13 protein-coding genes are annotated in these 20,632 nt (G+C 36.4%); 12 read left to right on the forward strand and 1 reads right to left on the reverse strand.

All coding sequences use genetic code 11. From position 1 onward, the window contains the following. The first annotated feature begins 1 nt into the window (after position 1). The 3 genes from ganQ to KQI49_RS01015 all read left to right on the forward strand — a co-directional run bounded on the left by ganQ (position 2) and on the right by KQI49_RS01015 (position 5,418). On the forward strand, positions 2 to 853 hold the full coding sequence (ganQ, locus tag KQI49_RS01005) for a galactooligosaccharide ABC transporter permease GanQ (RefSeq protein WP_216485931.1): 852 nt from the start codon (positions 2 to 4) through the stop codon (positions 851 to 853). A gap of 38 nt (positions 854 to 891) precedes the next feature. Then, positions 892 to 2,964: a beta-galactosidase GanA gene (locus KQI49_RS01010; RefSeq protein WP_216485932.1), complete on the forward strand. Its 2,073-nt coding sequence runs from the start codon at positions 892 to 894 to the stop codon at positions 2,962 to 2,964. Between the two features lie 195 nt (positions 2,965 to 3,159). Beyond that, a complete protein-coding gene (locus KQI49_RS01015) occupies positions 3,160 to 5,418 on the forward strand; it encodes a glycosyl hydrolase 53 family protein (RefSeq protein ID WP_371817491.1) in 2,259 nt (752 codons plus the stop codon). 221 nt (positions 5,419 to 5,639) lie between these two features. Here the strand turns inward: KQI49_RS01015 and KQI49_RS01020 are convergent, their stop codons facing one another. Then, entirely contained in the window at positions 5,640 to 6,494 is an 855-nt protein-coding gene (locus tag KQI49_RS01020) for an AraC family transcriptional regulator (RefSeq protein WP_216485934.1), read from the reverse strand. A 159-nt stretch (positions 6,495 to 6,653) separates the two neighbouring features. On the opposite strand from KQI49_RS01020, the gene KQI49_RS01025 reads away from it, so the two are divergent. From KQI49_RS01025 to KQI49_RS01065, 9 genes are all read left to right on the forward strand, one after another. Next, a complete protein-coding gene (locus tag KQI49_RS01025; protein ID WP_216485936.1) occupies positions 6,654 to 8,015 on the forward strand; it encodes a carbohydrate ABC transporter substrate-binding protein in 1,362 nt (453 codons plus the stop codon). Between the two features lie 401 nt (positions 8,016 to 8,416). Next, positions 8,417 to 9,202 carry a carbohydrate ABC transporter permease gene (locus tag KQI49_RS01030; RefSeq protein ID WP_253286610.1) on the forward strand — a complete coding sequence of 262 codons (786 nt, stop codon included), beginning with the start codon at positions 8,417 to 8,419 and terminating at the stop codon, positions 9,200 to 9,202. 15 nt (positions 9,203 to 9,217) lie between these two features. Next, entirely contained in the window at positions 9,218 to 10,099 is an 882-nt protein-coding gene (locus KQI49_RS01035) for a carbohydrate ABC transporter permease (RefSeq protein ID WP_216485940.1), read from the forward strand. Between the two features lie 68 nt (positions 10,100 to 10,167). Next, the gene (locus tag KQI49_RS01040; RefSeq protein WP_216485942.1) at positions 10,168 to 10,335 is read left to right on the forward strand and encodes a DUF6903 family protein; all 168 of its coding nucleotides are present in this window, start codon (positions 10,168 to 10,170) and stop codon (positions 10,333 to 10,335) included. Between the two features lie 71 nt (positions 10,336 to 10,406). Next, positions 10,407 to 11,309, forward strand: coding sequence for an ROK family protein (locus KQI49_RS01045; protein WP_216485944.1), 903 nt, complete (start codon positions 10,407 to 10,409; stop codon positions 11,307 to 11,309). A 70-nt stretch (positions 11,310 to 11,379) separates the two neighbouring features. After that, positions 11,380 to 13,539 carry a 1,3-beta-galactosyl-N-acetylhexosamine phosphorylase gene (gnpA, locus tag KQI49_RS01050; RefSeq protein ID WP_216485946.1) on the forward strand — a complete coding sequence of 720 codons (2,160 nt, stop codon included), beginning with the start codon at positions 11,380 to 11,382 and terminating at the stop codon, positions 13,537 to 13,539. 422 nt (positions 13,540 to 13,961) lie between these two features. Next, positions 13,962 to 18,077, forward strand: coding sequence for a discoidin domain-containing protein (locus tag KQI49_RS01055; RefSeq protein WP_253286598.1), 4,116 nt, complete (start codon positions 13,962 to 13,964; stop codon positions 18,075 to 18,077). 271 nt (positions 18,078 to 18,348) lie between these two features. Continuing rightward, a complete protein-coding gene (locus KQI49_RS01060; RefSeq protein ID WP_216485948.1) occupies positions 18,349 to 19,086 on the forward strand; it encodes a GntR family transcriptional regulator in 738 nt (245 codons plus the stop codon). Between the two features lie 82 nt (positions 19,087 to 19,168). Beyond that, positions 19,169 to 20,629 carry an arylsulfatase gene (locus KQI49_RS01065; RefSeq protein ID WP_216485950.1) on the forward strand — a complete coding sequence of 487 codons (1,461 nt, stop codon included), beginning with the start codon at positions 19,169 to 19,171 and terminating at the stop codon, positions 20,627 to 20,629. Positions 20,630 to 20,632 lie beyond the last annotated feature (3 nt).

A 20,632-nucleotide genomic window follows, 5' to 3' on the forward strand; every position in this document is an offset into this window, starting at 1 on the left:
TATGTTTACCAATATTAAAAATAAGAAATTCATTCAACTCTTTACCTCTTATATGATATTAATTTTTGCGGTGGTAATTATTGCTTACCCCTTACTTTGGACTATCGGGGCAAGCTTTAATCCAGGTAATAGTTTGATTAGTACGTCTCTTATTCCTGAGAATCCAACCTTAGATCATTATAAAGAGTTGTTTGCAGGTAAAGAAAGTTTGCAATATGGTCAATGGTATATTAATTCTATAAAAATCAGTGTATTCACCATGATTGGAACAGTAATATGTGTTTCGTTCACAGCTTATGCCTTTTCTCGATTTCGTTTTGCAGGAAGGAAAAACGCTTTAGTTTTATTTTTACTATTACAGATGATTCCACAATTTTCAGCTTTGATTGCACTATTTGTTTTTGCACAACTTCTAGGTCTAATGAATAGTCACTGGTTATTGACTTTCCTTTACATTGGAGGTCAAATCCCAATGAATACTTATTTGATGAAAGGATATATTGATTCTATTCCTATGGAGTTAGACGAGGGTGCACGTATTGATGGGGCAAGTAATACAAAGATTTTTATGAAAATTATTATGCCTTTATCAAGACCAATGATTGCCGTTGTTGCAATGAATGGATTTATTATTCCTCTTGCTGATTTTGTACTAGCATCCACGATATTAAGAACACCTGAATCTTATACTTTACCAATAGGGTTATACAATTTAGTGAATGACGTAATGGGGGCTAGCTATACGACGTTTGCTGCTGGAGCTATTTTAATTAGTATTCCAATTGCAGTAGTATTTGTTCTCTTACAAAAGAACTTTGTATCAGGATTAACAGCAGGTGGAATTAAAGGTTAATGAAATACTTATAGAAAATAATTTTAAAGGAGAATTACATGCGAAATTATGATAAGAAATATGTATCAGGTTCAAAATCCATGCTTCATGGTGGGGACTACAACCCCGATCAATGGTTAGATCGTCCGGATGTTTTAGCAGATGATGTAAAATATATGCAATTAGCTCATACTAATGCTTTTTCGATAGGTATGTTTTCATGGAGTTCATTAGAATCTGAAGAAGGGGTATATCACTTTGAATGGCTTGATGATATTTTTGAGAACATACATCAAATTGGAGGTAAAATACTATTAGCGACACCAAGTGGGGCTAGACCAGCGTGGTTATCGCAAGAGTATCCTGAAGTTTTAAGGGTGAACGCAGAACGTCAAAAACAGTTGCACGGTGGTAGGCACAATCATTGTTTTACATCAAAGGTTTATAGGGAAAAAACACAGCAGATTAATCGAATGTTGGCTGAAAGATATGGAAAACATCCTGCACTATTGATGTGGCATGTTTCCAATGAGTATGGGGGAGAATGCCACTGTGATCAATGTCAATCTGCTTTTAGAAACTGGTTGAAAGAAAAATATAATAATGACCTTCAATCTTTAAATAATGCTTGGTGGACACCCTTTTGGAGTCATACCTATTCAGATTGGTCGCAAATAGAATCTCCGTCTCAAATTGGTGAAAAAGAAGTACATGGTTTGAATTTAGATTGGCGACGTTTTGTTACGGATCAAACAATCTCTTTTTATAAAGATGAAATTGCCCCTCTTAGAGAAGTAACACCAGATGTACCTGTTACAACTAACTTTATGGCTGATACAGATGACTTAATTCCGTTTCAAGGACTTGATTATAGTAAGTTTGCCAAATATGTTGATGTAGTTACATGGGATGCTTACCCTGCATGGCATAATGATTGGGAAACAACAGCAGATTTGGCTATGAAGGTTGGTTTTATCGATGATTTATATAGAAGTTTAAAACAACAACCATTTTTACTACTGGAGTCAACGCCAAGCCAAGTAAATTGGCATAAAGTCAATAAGGCGAAAAGACCAGGGATGCATTTACTTTCAGCTATGCAAATGGTCGCCCATGGATCGGATAGTATTATGTATTTTCAATGGAGGAAATCACGTGGTTCTTCTGAAAAGTTTCATGGCGCAGTTGTAGATCACGATAACAGCACGGGAAATCGTGTGTTTCAAGAAGTGGCTAAAGTTGGAGAAACATTAGAAAAATTAAATTCAGTTGTTGGTACAAATCGTCCCGCTGATGTTGCTATTTTATATGATTGGGATAGCAACTGGGCGTTAAACGATGCCCAAGGTTTTGGAATGGAAACGAAACATTATCCACAAACATTGCAGCAGCATTATCGTACATTTTGGGAAAAGAATATTCCTGTTGACGTTATCACAAAGGAAAATGACTTTATGAATTACAAATTACTCATTGTTCCTATGCTTTATTTAGTCAGTGAAGAAACGATTGCTCGTTTGAAAACTTTTGTTGCTAATGGTGGAACATTGATTATGACGTATATTAGTGGAATTGTGAATGAGAATGATTTAACTTACTTGGGTGGTTGGCATTCTGATTTACAGGAGGTATTTGGTATTAATCCAATAGAGACTGACACGTTATATCCAAAGGATAAAAACCATGTCTCCTATCAAAATGAATCATATGAACTAAAAGATTATGCAACGATTCTAGATATGAAAGGTGCAAAGACAGAAGGAATGTATCTAGAAGATTTTTATGCAAATACATCAGCTGTAACGAGCCATTCTTATAAAAATGGAAAAGCTTATTATATTGGTGCCCGTTTAGACAAAGCATTTCATGAATCATTCTATAGTACACTCATTGAAGAGTTGGACCTAGAGGAAGATTTACCTGTTAAATCTGGAAAATCCGTCTCGGTACAAGTTAGACGCGATAATAAAAATGATTATATATTTATTATGAACTTTACGGAAAAACCACAAACGGTGAACTTTGAAAAAAAAGTAAAAGATATGATTACGGGGGAACAATTAAAAGGTGAAATGCAATTAGAAAAATATGGAGTTAAGATTGGGATTAGCCCTCGTCAATCGACCAAATGATGAATTATCTTTTGAAAAGGGATTAGTTCGAATAGATTTGTCTTAGTTTATGAGCATCCGTTCTATGAAATTGATAATTTTATGGAATGGATGTTTTCTTATAGGTTGACTGGAAAACGCTTACCAATCCGTGGTTTTTATTATTGTTTTAGGTTAAACAAACTCTACAAATATCCATAAAAGGAGAATTATAAAGTGTTTAAAAAAACTTTTTCTATATTCATAATTCTTATGCTAGTTTTTAGTTTTTTTGATTTAAATACATATGCAGAGGATTCTGAGGATACAAGTCCTAATAAAACTTCTGAACCAGTGGAAGCTGATATTTTTGTGGAAAAAGTCAACGGAATCAGTGAGAGTTTTATTAAAGGTGTTGATATATCTAGTATTCTTTCTTTAGAAGCTAGTGATGTCAATTTTTATAATGAAATAGGTAAACAACAAGATATTTTTCAAACACTCAAAGAAAATGGAATTAATTATGTTAGGGTTCGGGTTTGGAATGATCCTTATGATAAAGATGGAAACGGTTATGGTGGTGGAAATAATGATTTAGCAAAGGCAATTGAGATTGGGAAACGAGCAACTAACCATGGAATGAAGGTGTTTGTTGATTTTCATTACTCTGACTTCTGGGCTGACCCAGATAAACAACAAGTACCAAAGGCATGGACTGACCATAATTTTGAAGATAAAAAAAGTAGTGTATATACATATACAAAAGGGAGTTTAGAAAAAATGATCGACGAAGGTGTCGATGTTGGAATGGTTCAGGTTGGAAATGAAACCAATAGTTCTTTTATTGGCGAATCAGAATGGGGGGAAATTAGTGAATTATTTAACGAGGGTAGTAGAGCAATTCGGGAAGTAGACTCTACGATACAAGTAGCACTGCACTTTACCAATCCTGAAGCTTCTGAAAGATATCAAACGATTGCTGAAACCTTGGAGGAAAATCAGGTTGATTATGATGTGTTTGCTAGTTCATATTATCCCTTTTGGCATGGAACCTTAGATAATTTAACATCTGTTTTAAAGCACGTAGCAGATAAACATGGAAAAGAGGTAATGGTCGCTGAAACTTCTTATACATACACAAATCAGGATGGAGACGGACATGAAAACACAGCACCAAAATCTACAGGACAAGATTTTCATTATCCCATTTCCGTACAGGGACAAGCCACTGCTATTCGTGATGTAGTTCAAGCAATTGTTGATGTTGGAGATGCGGGGATTGGTGTATTTTATTGGGAACCTGCATGGATTCCTGTGGGGCCACCTGCTGAGTTGAAACAAAATAAGGACCTTTGGGAGCAGCATGGGTCTGGATGGGCTTCAAGTTTTGCAAAAGAGTATGATCCAGATGATGCTGGTAAATGGTATGGTGGGAGCGCTGTAGATAATCAGGCGTTATTTGATTTTAATGGACACCCACTATCATCATTGAGTGTTTTTAATTATGTAGATACAGGTGCAGTAGCTCCACTTCAGGTTGACGAAATTAATGATGTCTTTTTGACTGTATCGATAGGTGAAGAAATTGAATTACCAAAGACAGTTCAAGTCACTTACAATGATAGAAGTGAAGATACAATTACAGTTACATGGAGTCAAGAACAACTTGAAAAGGCGAAAAAAGGCGAAGTCGGTACTTATAAAGTTCATGGTACCCTAGAATCAGGTGATACTGTCATTGCAACAATTGAAATTGAACCAAAAAATTATGTTAAAAACCATAGTTTTGAAGATAGCGATTTAAGTATGTGGAATATTATATATCCAGAAGGTGTAAGACCTCATGCAGACTTCCAAAATAACCCATCTGATGCAAAAACGGGTAACTATTCTTTACACTTTCATTCATCAGATGGTATTAATTTCAAGGTTGAACAAACGATAACTGGGTTAGAGTCCGGGTATTATTCATTCAACATGTTTTTACAAGGTGGGGATGCTGATGATTCAGATATGTATATTTATGCGGGTACACCTGAAACTTCCTATAAAGAATTTACTTCTGTCGATGGTTGGGCAAACTGGAATAATCCTGAAATAAATGAAATTTTAGTTACTGACGGTTCTCTTACAATCGGTGCATCAATTAAGGCCGATTCAGACGCATGGGGAAGCTTAGACGATTTTTATTTATATAAGGTTCGTGAATATGAAGAGTCAGAGGAAGATGATGTAGGAGGCTCTGAAAAAGAACATAATGGTCAGATTGAATCTAAAAAAAATCATGACGAGGATAATTTTATAAATGAGCACGAAAGTGATACAGATAAACAACCAATAGAAGGAGGAAAGAAAGAAACCAACAAACAAAACAAGGAAGGAGAAATCTTACCTAAAACAGCAACAAGCATGTATGTATCACTGTTTGTAGGACTTCTATTAATCATAAATGGTACAGTTATATTTTGTTATGCGAGAAGAAAAAGAATATTATGAGCATGTGTACCCTCTTGATTGCGTTTGTTAAATAAAGTGTGTAAGTTATTTTAAATCACTAATTAAAATATATCTCTAGATAAAACTCACTTTTAATGAAAATGCGAGTGATAAATTAAGAACCTGTAGATACTCATAGAAGAGCATGGTCATGTAAAACCGAACAATACTTCGAATGCTCCGCATTCGAGTTTGTTCGGTTTTTTATTTTTAGTTTAGATTCACACATTAATCGCTTCTTTACTTTCTTGATAAGCCATCTTCCTATACTCAGTCGGCGTCTGATCAACCTCTCGCTTAAACACTTGCGTAAAAAACGATTGGGAGGAAAATCCATTAAAACGCGCAATTTCTGCAATGGTAAAGTCAGTGGTTTCTAGTAATGTTTTTGCCTCTTTTATACGGACTTGATTTAAATATTCAATTGGTGATATACCAATGTCTTCCTTAAATGTGTGGGATAAATAGTATTTATTAATATTACCTATTTTAGCTAGTGTATCTAGGGTGATTGGATCTGAGTAGTTATGGTTGATGTAGTGCTTAACTAGGGCAACAGATTGATTAATCCGTCGTTGGGAGGTTTCTTTTGTCACCTTTATATTTTTTTTGCGGCGTAATTTGATGATAAGAATTTCTATGATGTTCTGGCAAACGATTTCAAAATTATTTTCATTGTTTTTAACTTCATGCAGTAACTTTTTAAGAAAAAAGAGAATGTCTTCGCGATCACCTTGGTAAGTAAATAATCCAATCGGTGACTCTTCGTCTGGCAGAGAAAAAGAAATCCCCTCAAGACCAAGCGCGATATATTCTAGTGAATCTTGTTTATTGGACTTCTCGGTATGCTCTACATGAGGATTAATGATAACGAGGTCGTTTTCTTTTACCGGGATTTCTTGATCGGGTAAAACAAAAGCACCTTTTCCGCTTACAATATAAAAAAGCTCGGTGAAATGATGTGTATGCGATGTACTATGCCAGCCTTTATCATATTCAGAATGCGTGACATAAAGTAGTTTGAACGGTGATTGGATTTTATTAAAGTCATGCATCGTATATACTTCATGAGACATTCGTATCCCTCCATTATCACTTTCTACTTTAATTTTATAGGTATTATATTTAAAAAGCAAGAAACATAAAAAAAGTAACAATATGTTTATTGTGAAAGCGCTTCATGAAGGATAAGATATAGTTGTAGCAAAATTTGAAAAAAATAGGGGGCAATCCTAATGAAGTTAAAAAACTTTTTATTAGCTTTATCTTTACTCCTCGTAGCATTTGGTTTAGCAGCTTGCGGCGGGAATGAAGATGATAATGCCGACTCAGGGTCAAATGATGACGGTTCTGGCAGTGATGGGGAAGAAGTAACACTTCATGTTGCAGCACTTGAATCAGCATATGGTAAAGAAGTTTGGGAAAATGTTGCTGAAGAATATGAAGCGTTAAACGACAATGTAACAATCGATTTAACGATTGCAAAAAATTTAGAAGAAGTGATTCGTCCAGAAATGCAGGCAGGCGACTATCCTGATGTGTTTTTGCTAGCTACAGATAGAGAAGAAGCTTTGACAGAAACAATGATTAAGGAAAACGGTGTTGAAGATATTACCGATGTGTTAACAATGGAAGTACCAGGTGAAGACGTTAAAGTTGAAGATAAGTTACTTGATGGATTCACAGATACATTAGCGACAAATCCTTATGGTGATGATGAAATGTATTTAGCGCCAATGTTTTATAGCCCAACAGGCCTTTTCTATAATGAAACATTATTAGAGGAACATGGTTGGGATATACCGGAAACTTGGGAAGAAATGTTCGAATTAGGTGATAAGGCAGAAGAAGAAGGGATTTCATTATTCACTTATCCAATTGCAGGCTATTTTGATACATTAGTAGGCTCTATGTTGTATGCTTCTGGTGGACCAGATTTCTTTAATTCAGCGATGACATATGAAGAAGATATTTGGGAGTCTGAAGATGCTACAAGGGTATTTGAAACAGTTGAGAAGTTATCCGATTACTTGCACCCGAATACTGTTGCAAACGCTAATCCGAATGACTTCACTAAAAACCAACAACTTATTTTAGATAATGAAGCATTATTCATGCCAAACGGTTCATGGGTTATTGACGAAATGTCGGAAGCACCGCGTGCAGATGATTTTAAATGGGGAATGATGCCTATCCCAGCATATGAAGATGGTGGAGATCGCTATGCATTCACTTTCTTTGAACAAATTTGGATTCCAAAAGAAGCAGAAAATATTGACGCAGCAAAGAACTTTATCGCTTATATGTACTCTGACGAGGCAGCAGATACATTCTTAGACGCTGGAGCTGTTCAACCAATTGATGGTATCGTGGAAAAATTAGATGAAGAAAAAGAAATTTACTATGGTATTTATGAAGAAGGAGATGTTCTTCCTGCAATGGGTACTTTTGCCTCAACTGATCCAGTACCAGGAGCGAATATTAGCGAAGAGCTTTATGAAAAGATTGATAGTGTCATGAGTGGTAAGACATCGGTTGAAGATTGGCAGAAATCTGTTGAAGAAGTTAGTGACAAATTAAGACCAGCCATGAAGTGAACTGATTAATAAAATATTGAAGCGGCGAGCAATCATAAGTTTCGCCGCTTCGTTTTTCATAGCTTAGGAAACTATAGTATTAAAACTTCTGAGGATAACTTTATACTGAGTTTGACCACGTTCAGCTTCAGCACCCAGCCCGCCTGAGGTCTTAAGCAATAATCCTACGCGGCAAAGATCGCCACTGCGGTTTCTTGCTTAAGCTGTGCCTGAGGCTAACCGGCGCTTCAGCTTTTGTTCCTAGAATGTTATAAAAAAATTAAATTGCTTTTTTTATTAGAGAGAGGTGAATAAAAGTGAGCAGTAAGACATCGAAAAATATATTTATCACAATCTGTATTTTGCCAGCGATTATTTTGTTTACCTTATTCATGGTTGTGCCAACAATTGAGGTTTTCAGAATGTCACTTTATAGCTGGGGAGGGTTTTCAAATACAAAAGAATTTGTTGGCTTAGACAATTTTAAGGTGTTATGGAATGATATGAACTTTATCCAAGCTTTTCAAAATTCAATCGTTCTTATTGTCTTAGTAGCCATTATTACACTTGTGTTTGCTATTTTCTTTGCGGCAGTGTTAACAAAAGAAAATGTTAAAGGGAACAACTTTTTTAGGGTTGTATTCTACATCCCGAATATTTTATCAATCGTTGTTATCGCAGGTATTTTCTCTGCTGTATACGATCCGTCTAGTGGTTTGTTGAATAGCATATTTGGTGTGATTAGTTTAGATAGCTTTAAGCAGATGTGGTTAGGTAATCAGGATATTGTTATTTATAGTGTTGCAGGTGCGCTTGTTTGGCAGGCTGTCGGTTATTATATGGTTATGTATATGTCGAGTATGGCCAGTATACCTGAGAGCTATTATGAAGCAGCCGAGCTAGAGGGAGCTGGGAAGTTTAAACAGTTTACGAGTATTACGCTTCCTTTAATTTGGAACAATATCCGGACGACGTTAACTTTCTATATTATTAGTACTATTAATCTTAGTTTCTTGCTTGTAAAAGCGATGACAGGTGGGGGACCGGATGGATCGACTGAAGTGTTCCTTTCATATATGTACTCTCAAGCTTATGGTAACTCGACATATGGTTATGGAATGGCAATCGGTGTGATCGTCTTTACGTTCTCATTTGCACTTGCTGGGATTGTAAGTCGAATTACAAAACGTGACGTATTGGAGTACTAAGGAGGTTTAATATTCATGAATAAATCAAAAGGAATTCGCACAGAGACCCTGTTTAAAATATTTATATATGTCACCTTGGCTGCCCTTGCCATATCAATTTTAATTCCAGTTGCATGGGTTTTCTTAGCATCGATAAAAGAAAATAAAGAGTTTTATAGTAATCCATGGGCTTTTCCTGAAGGTTTTTACTTCCAAAACTTTATTGAAGCTTTCCGCGATGCCCATATGGGTGATTATTTATTAAACTCAGTGATGGTCACAGCACTTTCGTTATTTTTCTTATTAATTGTGGCTCTACCGGCAGCTTATGTTTTATCTCGATTTAAATTTATGGGAAGTCGTTTTTTAAATTCATTTGTAAAAGCAGGTTTGTTTATTAATGTCAGTTATATTGCAGTACCGATTTTCTTAATGTTGCTCGGTTGGGATTCAGGGTTAAAAGAACTTATCGGTGATGGCTTCTTTTTAAATAATCGAGTCATTTTGGCACTCATTTACGCTTCAACAGCTTTGCCGTTTACTATATTTCTTTTATCAAGTTATTTTGAAACATTGCCGTCTGACTTTGAAGAGGCTGCAAGTATCGATGGGGCAGGACATTTTAGGACGATGTTTTCAGTTATGTTGCCAATGGCGGCACCAAGTATTATCATCGTCATCTTATTTAACTTCTTATTATTCTGGAATGAGTATATTCTAGCTTTAACACTGATGCCAGGTGACAATAAAACATTACCAGTTGGATTGTTGAATTTGCTCGCAGCTGAACGTGCGGCAGTCAACTATGGCCCTATGTATGCTGGGATGGTTATTGTTATGTTACCGACCCTTATTTTATATATGATCGTCCAAAAACGCTTAACCCAAGGTATGACCGTTGGTGGTGTGAAGGGTTAATTAATCGTTCGTTGTTTTAGTTCTTAGCGTTACTGGGCTCTGAATCATTGTATGAAAGGAAGATTATAATGAATGATAAAATATTGAGTGTTTTAAAAGTTGTCTTCTTTGCTTTTTGCATGTTTTTAATAATTTATGGACAACGAACAGTCGGTAAGCTTTATTTATTAATGCAGTTAGTCGGCCTTGCCGGTCTTCTCTTTTTACTTTGGAATTATAACCGGAAATTTGTGTAGTACAGAAGGTGGTAAGCGGATAGGACTAAATTCGAGTTTTCGGAAAAATGACTGCTAGAGGGGGAATTCAAATGAAATATGCCATTGGAATTGATATTGGTGGGACAAAAATTGCAAGTGGCATTGTCAATCAGCAAGGAGATTTAATTCAACAGGAAATTGTCAAAAGTGACCCTTCCGATCGTGAAAAAATGTTTGAAAAAGTTGTGCTTTGTGTGGAAAAACTTATGAACCATTCTAGTATTCCACTTAGTGACATTGACGGAATTGGCGCGGGTGTACCGGGTAAAATTAATCGGGAAAATGGAATAGCGATCTTCCAAAATAATCTACCTTGGAGTAATTTTCCATTTTCTGAGCGGATACGTGATCACTTTAAAATAAATAAAGTGACGATTGATAACGATGTGTATATGGCGACCTATGCGGAATGGAAGGCAGCAAGTTTAACTAATGAATTATTTGTATATATGACGATTAGTACGGGTATTTCATCGGCGATTATTAATGCAGGTCAATTTGTTCGTGGCGCTGGCTTTGCTGGGGAGCTCGGGCTCATTCCGGTTTATGCACCTTATGAAAAAGAAAATAGAGAGCGGCTTGAAAAGACAGCTTCAGGTCCGGCTTTAGAAAAACATGCTAAAAATCGGATGAACTCTGATGCCATGACAGCTAAAGATTTATTTCAAGCATTCTATAATAAGGAACCTCTAGCAAAAGAGTTGGTAGATGATTTGACATCATCGCTCGTACAGGGAGTTTATATGATTAATAGTTTACTTGACCCTCACAAAATTGTGTTTGGTGGGAGTGTTATTACGCATAATCCTCTATTACTAGACCTCATTAAAGAAAAGCTTGATAACTATTTAATCGATGAGCAAAGACATATTTTAGACAATATGTCGATTAGCCAGTTAGGTAATGGTCAGGGAATGATTGGTGCGGGCTTGAGTGTTCTTGATACATTTTAGGAAAAATAAACGATAAAAAATGTACTTAAACTAATGACAAATTTAGTGTTGTTTACAGGAGGAAAAAGACATGAGCAAAAAAGGACGTGTGACACTTCCGGCAGAGGAAGGGTTGGAGAATGAAATAACACAAATCGTGGATAAATGGGGAGCAGACGCGGTTCGCGATTCGGACGGTACAAAAATCCCAGAAGAAGTGAAATCGTTAGCTGATAAAGTATATTCAAAGTACTTTTTCACGCGTGGCGACCAAGAGTGGGCAAAAGCAAACCTTGATGAGTTGCAACATATTTATTTGATGTCGGAGCCCGTGACGGCAAAGTCAGAAGAAATCTCCATTCCTGTTATGAAAGGCTATTTCGATCAACAATTTAAGCCTGATACCGATCATGATCCAAAACAGTGGTGGGAAGTTATTAATCGAACGAGTGGCCAGGTTGTTGCTCCTGAGGAATGGACATATAACGAGGCGACTCAAGAAGTTATTTTGACTCATGCAGAGAAGTGGCATCGTTATACGGTGAATTTTCTTGCTTATCAAATCTGGGATCCGGTTCATATGTATAATCATATTACAAATAATTGGGATACAGAACATCAAATGCCATATGATCCAAGATATCCTAAAACACGAAAATATATTTTAGATAAGTTGAGAACATGGCTTGATGAGCATCCAGATACAGATGTTGTTAGGATTACAACTTTTTTCTATAATTTCACCTTAGTATTTAATGATTTAGCCGAGGAAAGATATGTTGATTGGTTTGGCTATAGCGCAACCGTCAGTCCACTTGCCTTACAGGAATTTGAAAAGGAAAAAGGCTATAAGCTCCGTCCAGAAGATTTAGTTGATCAAGGTTATTATAATTCCCCATTTAGAACACCAAGTAAAGAGTTCTTAGATTGGATTGATTTCCAACAGAAATTTGTGAGTGAACTTGCAAAAGAATGTGTTGATATCGTCCATAGTTATGGTAAGGAAGCCATGATGTTCCTAGGTGATCATTGGGCCGGAACCGAACCTTACGGGAAGTATTTTGAAAACATTGGATTAGACGCCGTTGTTGGATCAGTTGGTGACGGAACAACACTAAGAATGATCTCGGATGTGCCTCATGTAAAATATACGGAAGGCCGCTTTTTACCATACTTCTTCCCTGATACATTTAATGAAGAAGGGGATCCGGTCGGAGAAGCAAATCAAAACTGGATGCAGGCGCGTCGTGCTATTTTGAGAAGTCCGATTCAGCGCATGGGATATGGCGGTTATCTAAGTTTAGCTTTAGACTTTCCAGACTTTGTCAAGCGTGTTGAGGAAATAACGAATGAATTTAGAGAGATTCATAATCAATCTAAAGAAACGGCTTCTTATAAAGCACCATTCAAAGTAGCTATTTTAAATAGCTGGGGCGGAAGTAGAAAGTGGATGAGCCATCATGTTCATCATGCGATTTGGTATAAGCAAGTGTATTCATATTATGGTATTTTAGAGAGCTTAAGCGGTATGCCATTAGAAGTTGACTTCATTAGTTTTGACGATATTAAAGAAAATGGTATTTCCGATGATATTGGAGTTATTATTAATGCAGGGGATGCAGGCACGTCCTGGAGCGGTGGTGAAGCGTGGCTAGACGACAAGGTTGTCAGTACAATTCGTGAATGGGTTGATGCTGGCGGTGGCTTTATTGGTGTAGGTGAACCAACGGCTATAGAACATCAAGGTGAATTTTTCCAGTTGGCGGATATCTTAGGTGTTCAAAAAGAAATCGGCTTTAGTCTAAGCCTTGATAAATACAATAAGCTTCATGAAGATGCCCATTTTATTACGGAAGATCAGGACGGATCGATTGATTTTGGAGAAAGCATGAAATACGTCTACCAAGCTGATCGAAATACGACCGTTCTAGCGATGGAAGAAGGCGATGTCACTCTTTCAGCTCATGAATTCGGTCGTGGACGCTCGGTTTATGTAGCTGGTCTACCATACAGCCCTGAAAATACGAGATTATTACTTCGAGCCATTTACTGGGCAGCGTCACGAGAAGCGGATATCAAGACATGGTATACAACGAATATTCAAACTGAATGTGCTGCGTATCCAGAAGCGAGCAAGTTTGTTGTTATTAATAATTCTTATGAAAAACAAGAAACAACCGTTTACAAAGATGATGGCACAGAAATGAAGGTAACCCTTGAGCCAATGGGTTATAAGTGGTTGGAAATTTAAAGAAATCCCCCCTCAAATTTGAGGGGGGATTTCTGTTTATAATAATCTGTCACGGCGATAGTTCATATGGAGCAGTTCATTATATTCAAAAGTATGTTCTTTATTGTGTTATAAATAAGCAATTGGTAGGGTTGACCCATCAACCCTATAAATATAAACTGGAAGTGAAGGAACTGAAAATTTGAAATATAGGTTACTTTCAATGATACTTGTCATGCATTATTGAATATTGTAGTTATATTTACTTCAAGAGATTAAAAACAGTTTTAATACGGTGACAAGGAAGTTCTATTATTTATCTTTGAAGGTAATAAAGGAAGGAAGTGAAGGAACATCAGCATGAGACGAATAAATTAAAAAAATCTTACTGGCCAGCCTTGAACTAAGCAAAACTTAATAACAAAATTCATATGGAGGTTTATATGCTACTAAATGGGATGAGTAAAGTTAATTCTCTAAAAAATTTAGTAATGATTGTTGCTTTTGTTTTTTTATTAATGATGATCCCCATGGTAATCCTGAGTGGGGACAGTGCAGATGCAGCTGAAGAAGAAGGAGTCATTGGTACAGTAGAAGATATCACTCAAGATGGTAGCGATGTGTATGTCGATTTATCTACAGGAGAAGGAATAAAGTTAACTTTTTTAAAGGATAATCTTTTTCGATTTCATTTAGATCCAGAGAAAGAGTTCCCAGCAACTCCTGAACCGAATGATTCGGACCATACAACTACAATAATTGATAAAAATGAAAGCGAATACAAAGAGGAATATGGATTAATCGATGTAACTATTGAAGAGGATGATGAATCTCATAAAATATCCACTGATGCCGTGGAACTAAGGATTGACAAAACAACTTCAAAAATGAGTTTATATGATAAAAATCAATCCAAGGTTCTTTGGGAAGAGGCTCTTCCTCTTAAATATGACAAGAATAAAGCAGTACAAACACTATCCACAAACCAAGATGAACATTTTTATGGTGGTGGACAACAAAATGGTTATTATTCACATAAAAATGAATCCATAAATATTTCAGTCGGTGGGGGCTGGGATGCAGGGGCTGCATCAAGTCCAGTGCCATTTTATTTAAGTACAGATGGATATGGTGTGATGCGTAATACTTTCCAACCTGGATTTTATGATTTTTCTGAAACTGCAAAATTTGAGCATTATGAAGAACGCTTTGATGCCTATTATTTTGTAGAAGATTCTATACCTGACATCATTAATGAATATACAGAGTTAACAGGAAAACCAGCTATGTTGCCAGAATATGCTTTTTACTTGGGACATTTAGATTGTTTTAATGGCAAGCATAACGGACATGGAGATATTAGAACTCTCATGGATGATGCTATGAATTACTTAAATCGTTATGTTGATAATGATATGCCTTTAGGATGGTTTGCACCAAATGACGGTTATAGTTGTGGATATGGTGGGTTAGATAACTTAGAGGAATTTGCTGATGCTGCAAAAGAGGAAAATGTTAAAACAGCTCTCTGGACAGAGAGTACACTTGAACCAGATCCGAGTTTACCAGAAGATGATCCATTACGTAGAGACCTTGATGGAGAGGTCAAAGCGGGTGTTAGAGGAATTAAGACGGATGTCGCTTGGGTTGGACCGGGCTATTCCATGGCTTTAGATGCCCAGCGTCTAGCCGCAGAAGGTATTGAAAAAGTAGAAAACTCTGGAGGAGACCGTCCTTTCGTTGTTTCATTGAATGGTTGGGCAGGCTCTCAGAGATATGCAGGTCTTTGGTCAGGTGACCAATATGGAGGTAACTGGGAATATATTAGAATGCATATTCCCACTTATATCGGTGCGGGTTTATCAGGTAATCCAAATATTGGATCAGATATGGATGGAATATTTGGTGGAGATGAAGTCATTCAAACGAGGGATTTCCAGTGGAAAACATTCACTCCTCTACAACTAGATATGGATGGTTGGGCTTCAAGTGGTGATGATTATACACATGAGAAAAACCCTTGGAACTATGGTGAACCATATGCATCCATCAATCGAATGTATTTGAAGTTAAAGTCGGAAATGTTACCGTACAATTACACAATTGCTGAAGAATCAACAACAGATTCCATGCCAATGGTAAGAGGTATGATGCTTGAATATCCAGAGGATCCATATACTTATGGTACAGAAACACAGTATCAGTATATGTGGGGACCTAATCTTTTAGTTGCACCTGTTTACAAGGAAAGCGACCATGAAGCTGGGGTACGAAATGAAATATATCTTCCAGATGAAGAACAAGTCTGGATAGACTATTTTACAGGTGAACAGTATAAAGGCGGCTCCGTCGTCCATAATTTTGAAGCGCCTCTATGGAAGACTCCCGTATTTGTAAAAGCTGGTGCAATTATTCCAATGGCACCGGAAAACAATTCGCCTGATGAGTTAGATGGTTCGGAAAATAGAATATTTGATGTATATCCTTCAGGGGAATCAGAGTTTACAATGTATGAAGATGATGGTGAGACTTTAGATTATAAAGATGATAAGAATATGAGAACGAAGGTTTCTTCAGTTGAAGAGGAAAATACAGCTATTATTACCGTTGATAAGGCAGAAGGAAACGGATATGATGGCATGGTTAAAGACAGAGGTACAGAGTTTATCGTCAATACACTTCAAGAACCGGAAAACTTAACTGTTACAATAGGTAATGAAGAAGTTGAGTTGAGCGAAGTCACAACAGAAGAAGAATATGAAGCATCTGATAATGTATTCTTCTATAATGAAGAACCTAACTTGAATAAATATTCTACTGAAGGTTCTGAGTTTGAAGATACAGAGATTATTACAACACCAAAACTATTTGTGAAAGTAGAAAAAACGGATATAACAAATAATAAGGTTACTTTAACTGTAGATGGTTTTACCAACACACCAATAGATGATGTTATCGATGATGAAGTGCCTGAAACACCTGCCAACCTACAAGCTGATGAGAAAGAAATCACAGCTGATGAAATCAAGGTAGAATGGGATCAAGTGGAAGGTGAGAACGTACAGTATGAATTAATGATTGATGGCGTCATCCACAGTAACGTGTTCACTAAAAAAGATGAAGACCCTTACTATATTCACTCTGATTTAAAATTCGATACAGATTATAGCTACAAAGTAAGAGCGGTGAATACTAAAGGAGCTTCAGATTGGAGTGAGGAACTAACAGTTAGGACAGATCTTGATCCTTACAGAAATGTACCAAAAAATATGACAGCAACAGCTAGTAGCCATCAACCAGGTGAAGAACCTGAGAAGGCTATAGACGGAGACGTTAATACACAATGGCATTCTAATTGGAATGACCCAAATCTACCAATCACATTTGAAATTGATATGCAGCTTGCTTATGATTTAGATAAGTTTGAATATCTACCTAGGCATGATGCTGGAAATGGTACAATCCTACAATATGACTTAGATGTTAGTTTAGATGGCAAAACATATAAAAATGTTGTGAAGGATGGTACATTTGATAGAAACGATGAACTTAAAACGATAGATTTCGATGATACAGTCTATGCAAGATATATCAAAGTAACGATTACAGATAGTGTAGGTGACTTTGGTTCTGCAAGGGAGTTCCGTCCTTATAAAAAAGATAAGACAGAAGGATGGGTTGTAGGTAAAAACATATCCGATGGAGCTGAAGGAGAAATAGGAGAAGATGATTTGAATTTCTTCGCAAGTTACATGGGTGTTGATGAAACAGATAGTGCTTGGAATCAAGTGGAAAAAGGTGATATTAATTATAATGGGGTCATTGATGCCTATGACTTAATGTACGTGGCTAGTCACTTGGGGGATGAACCTCTTGAGGAGACCGGAGAGTCCATAGATGGGTCTTTGGATATCAAACCTAGTAAGCAACAACTTGAGAAAGGTGAACAGTTCACTGTAGATATTATTGGAAATGACCTACAGGATATTAATGCATTTGGTTTAGAGCTAACCTTGGATACAAGCAAATTTAAATTAGTAGATGACGGAATAAGTGCAACTGATGCTAGTGAGCATATGTTAAATTATTCTAAACGTAATGGACAAAGAATTATGGCGGCGTTTTCTAATAAAGGGTCACAATCAACACTTGAAGGTGATCAAACAGTAGCTACAGTTACTTTAGAGGCTAGAGAAGATGCTGAGTTTGATGGGGACATTACGAGATCACTGCTTTTAAATACATCTTTTGATACGATTGATGAGATTGGAGATGTGTTAGAACCTGAAGAAATTAATGCATCACAAATTAAGTCGATTGTAGAGGAACTAGAGGAAGCAGGCGAAGTCGATAGTGGCGTAGCTCATTCACTAACCATCCATTTAACAGCTGTTAGCCATTATGAATCAAAAGATGAAGCTGAGAAAGTTATTAAGCATATGAATGGGTTTAAACAATTATTAAATCATCAAAGGGATCATCAATTAATTTCAGAAAAGACGTTTAAAACTCTGGACAAGAAAGCAGATTCTTTAATAGAGAAGTGGGAAGAAAAATAAGTCTTCTGCATAATCAATTAAAACCTCCCTATGGTAATATTAAACATAGGGAGGTTTTATTATTTTAGAAGGGCATATTTATGAAGTAACTTTGATAAATGAAATTATAAATTATTTTAATGGCTTTTAGATTAAAAGCTAGGCTGGTAAAAGCGTTTTGTACTATACTATAATTTATAGTGAAATATCGGTGAAGGCTCGCTTTCATGTAAAGACATAAACCATTATTTAAATATTAATTTTATTATATAGATTAAGGAGAAAAAACTATATGGAGAAATTCAAACTAGATCCATCGAGTTTTGTGCCGCTATATCAGCAACTAAAAGAACATATAATAGAAAAAATAGATAAAAATATATGGAAGCCTGGAGATAAAATTTACTCAGAGAATCAATTATATGAGAAATTTGATGTAAGTAGAAATACTGCAAAAAAAGCTATTGAGGATTTAGTGCAAGAAGGAACTCTTTATCGTCTTCAAGGAAAAGGCACTTTTGTTAGTATGCCAAAAATAGAACAATCTTTATCTGCTTTTTATAGCTTTAGCCAAGTCTTAAGAAAAAAAGGTTTGCAACCACATGATGTTGTTCTAGATGTGAAAACAATTGAAGCATCACATAAGGTGGCAAAGGAATTAAAAATTGAAAAAGGTGAAAAAGTAGTTACTCTCCGGAGGCTAAGGTACGCCAATGAAGAACCAATTATTTTAGAAGTTTCCTATTTACCAAAAAGAATTATCGATAATGAAGCTAAATTAAAATTAGTTAGTCAAACACCATTATATGATATATTGAACACTTATTTTAACGTTATTGTCAATTCCGCCAAAGAAACATTTGAGCCAATTTTAATTCGTGAAGAGGAAAAATATTATCTGGAGGTTGATATTGGTTCTCCTGCTCTGCTGCTTGAAAGAGTTGCGTATGATTCAGAGAAAAAACCCGTAGAGTTTTGCAAATCTATAGTACGAGGGGATCGTTGTAAGTTTTACACGGAATTGATTTAAAGCTTTTCGGCTAGAAGCTTTTTACTGGGCAAAAGAGTGAGATACATACTGAAGGATAATTAATAATAGAGAGGGATAGATTATGAAACCAAATGTTTTATTAATCATGGTTGATCAAATGCGCGCTGATTGTTTAAGTATATTGGATCATCCAGTTGTTGATACACCCAACTTGGATCAACTTGCACGAAATGGTGTGCTTTTTAATAATGCTTATGCGGCGACGCCCTCATGTGTCCCCGCGCGCGCTTCAGTTTTAACCGGAATGTCGCAAACTAAAACTGGGCGTGTTGGTTACGAAGATAAAGTACCGTGGAATTATGAGCATACAATGCCGGGAGAATTTGCTAAAGCTGGTTATCATACCCAAAGTATCGGTAAAATGCACACATATCCAACCAGAAATTTATGTGGGTACCATAATGTCGTTCTTCACGATGGCTATATGCATTATAACCGTTTTAAACATACCACAAAAACGATTGAGTCATTTGAACAAACAGATGACTATTTACCGTGGTTGCGTGAAAGAGCAGGGAGTCAAGTTGATTTAACCGATTTAGGACTCGATTGTAATTCATCTACAGTCGCTAGGCCTTGGGAATTATCTGAAGCTTTACATCCAACCAATTGGGTGACGACACAATCGATTGATTTTTTAAGACGCCGTGATCCATCGAAACCATTTTTCTTAAAGATGTCATTTGTTAGACCGCATCCACCTTTTGATCCGCCACAAGCTTTTTATGATATGTACCGTGATCTTGAATTACCAGATCCGCCTGTTGGGGATTGGGCATCAACCGCAGATGATGATCGAAGTGGATTTAATCCGGTGACAGGAAAGGGTATTGTTCCGAAACGTCGCCTAAAACAAGCACAAGCTGCTTATTATGCGCTGATTACCCATATTGACCATCAAATTGGAAGATTCTTAATGGCGATGGAGGAATATGGCGTTTATGATAATACAGTGATTTTATTTGTTTCCGATCATGGAGAGTTATTAGGAGATCACCATTTATTTCGAAAGTCATTGCCATATGAAGGTAGCGCTAAAGTACCTTTAATTATGTCAGATCCAGGTAATTACTTAAAATTAGACACAAATATTCAATTGAATCAAGTGGCTGAGTTAAGGGATATCATGCCGACCTTGTTAGACGTTGCAAATATAAATATACCACCGACCGTTGATGGCGAGAGTTTACTGCCACTTTGGAAACAGCAAACTGACACTTGGCGAGATTATATTCATGGTGAACATGAATTTGGTGAAAAGAGCTATCACTATATAACGGACGGAAAAGAGAAATATATTTGGTTTTCGCGCACTGGAGAAGAACAATTCTTTGATCTTGAAAAAGATCCTCAGGAACTAGTTAATTTAGCCTCGTCTTCTGACTATGTGGATCATGTAGAATTACGTCGGAACCAGTTAATTCATGAATTAACTGGACGTGAAGAAGGTTATACAGATGGAGAGAGATTAATTAGTGGTAAAGTAGCCAAGCCGACTTTAAATAAATTAAAGGAAAAGTAGGAG

It is taken from the genome of Virgibacillus sp. MSJ-26 (genome assembly GCF_018918075.1).
Lineage (GTDB): Bacteria > Bacillota > Bacilli > Bacillales > Amphibacillaceae > MSJ-26.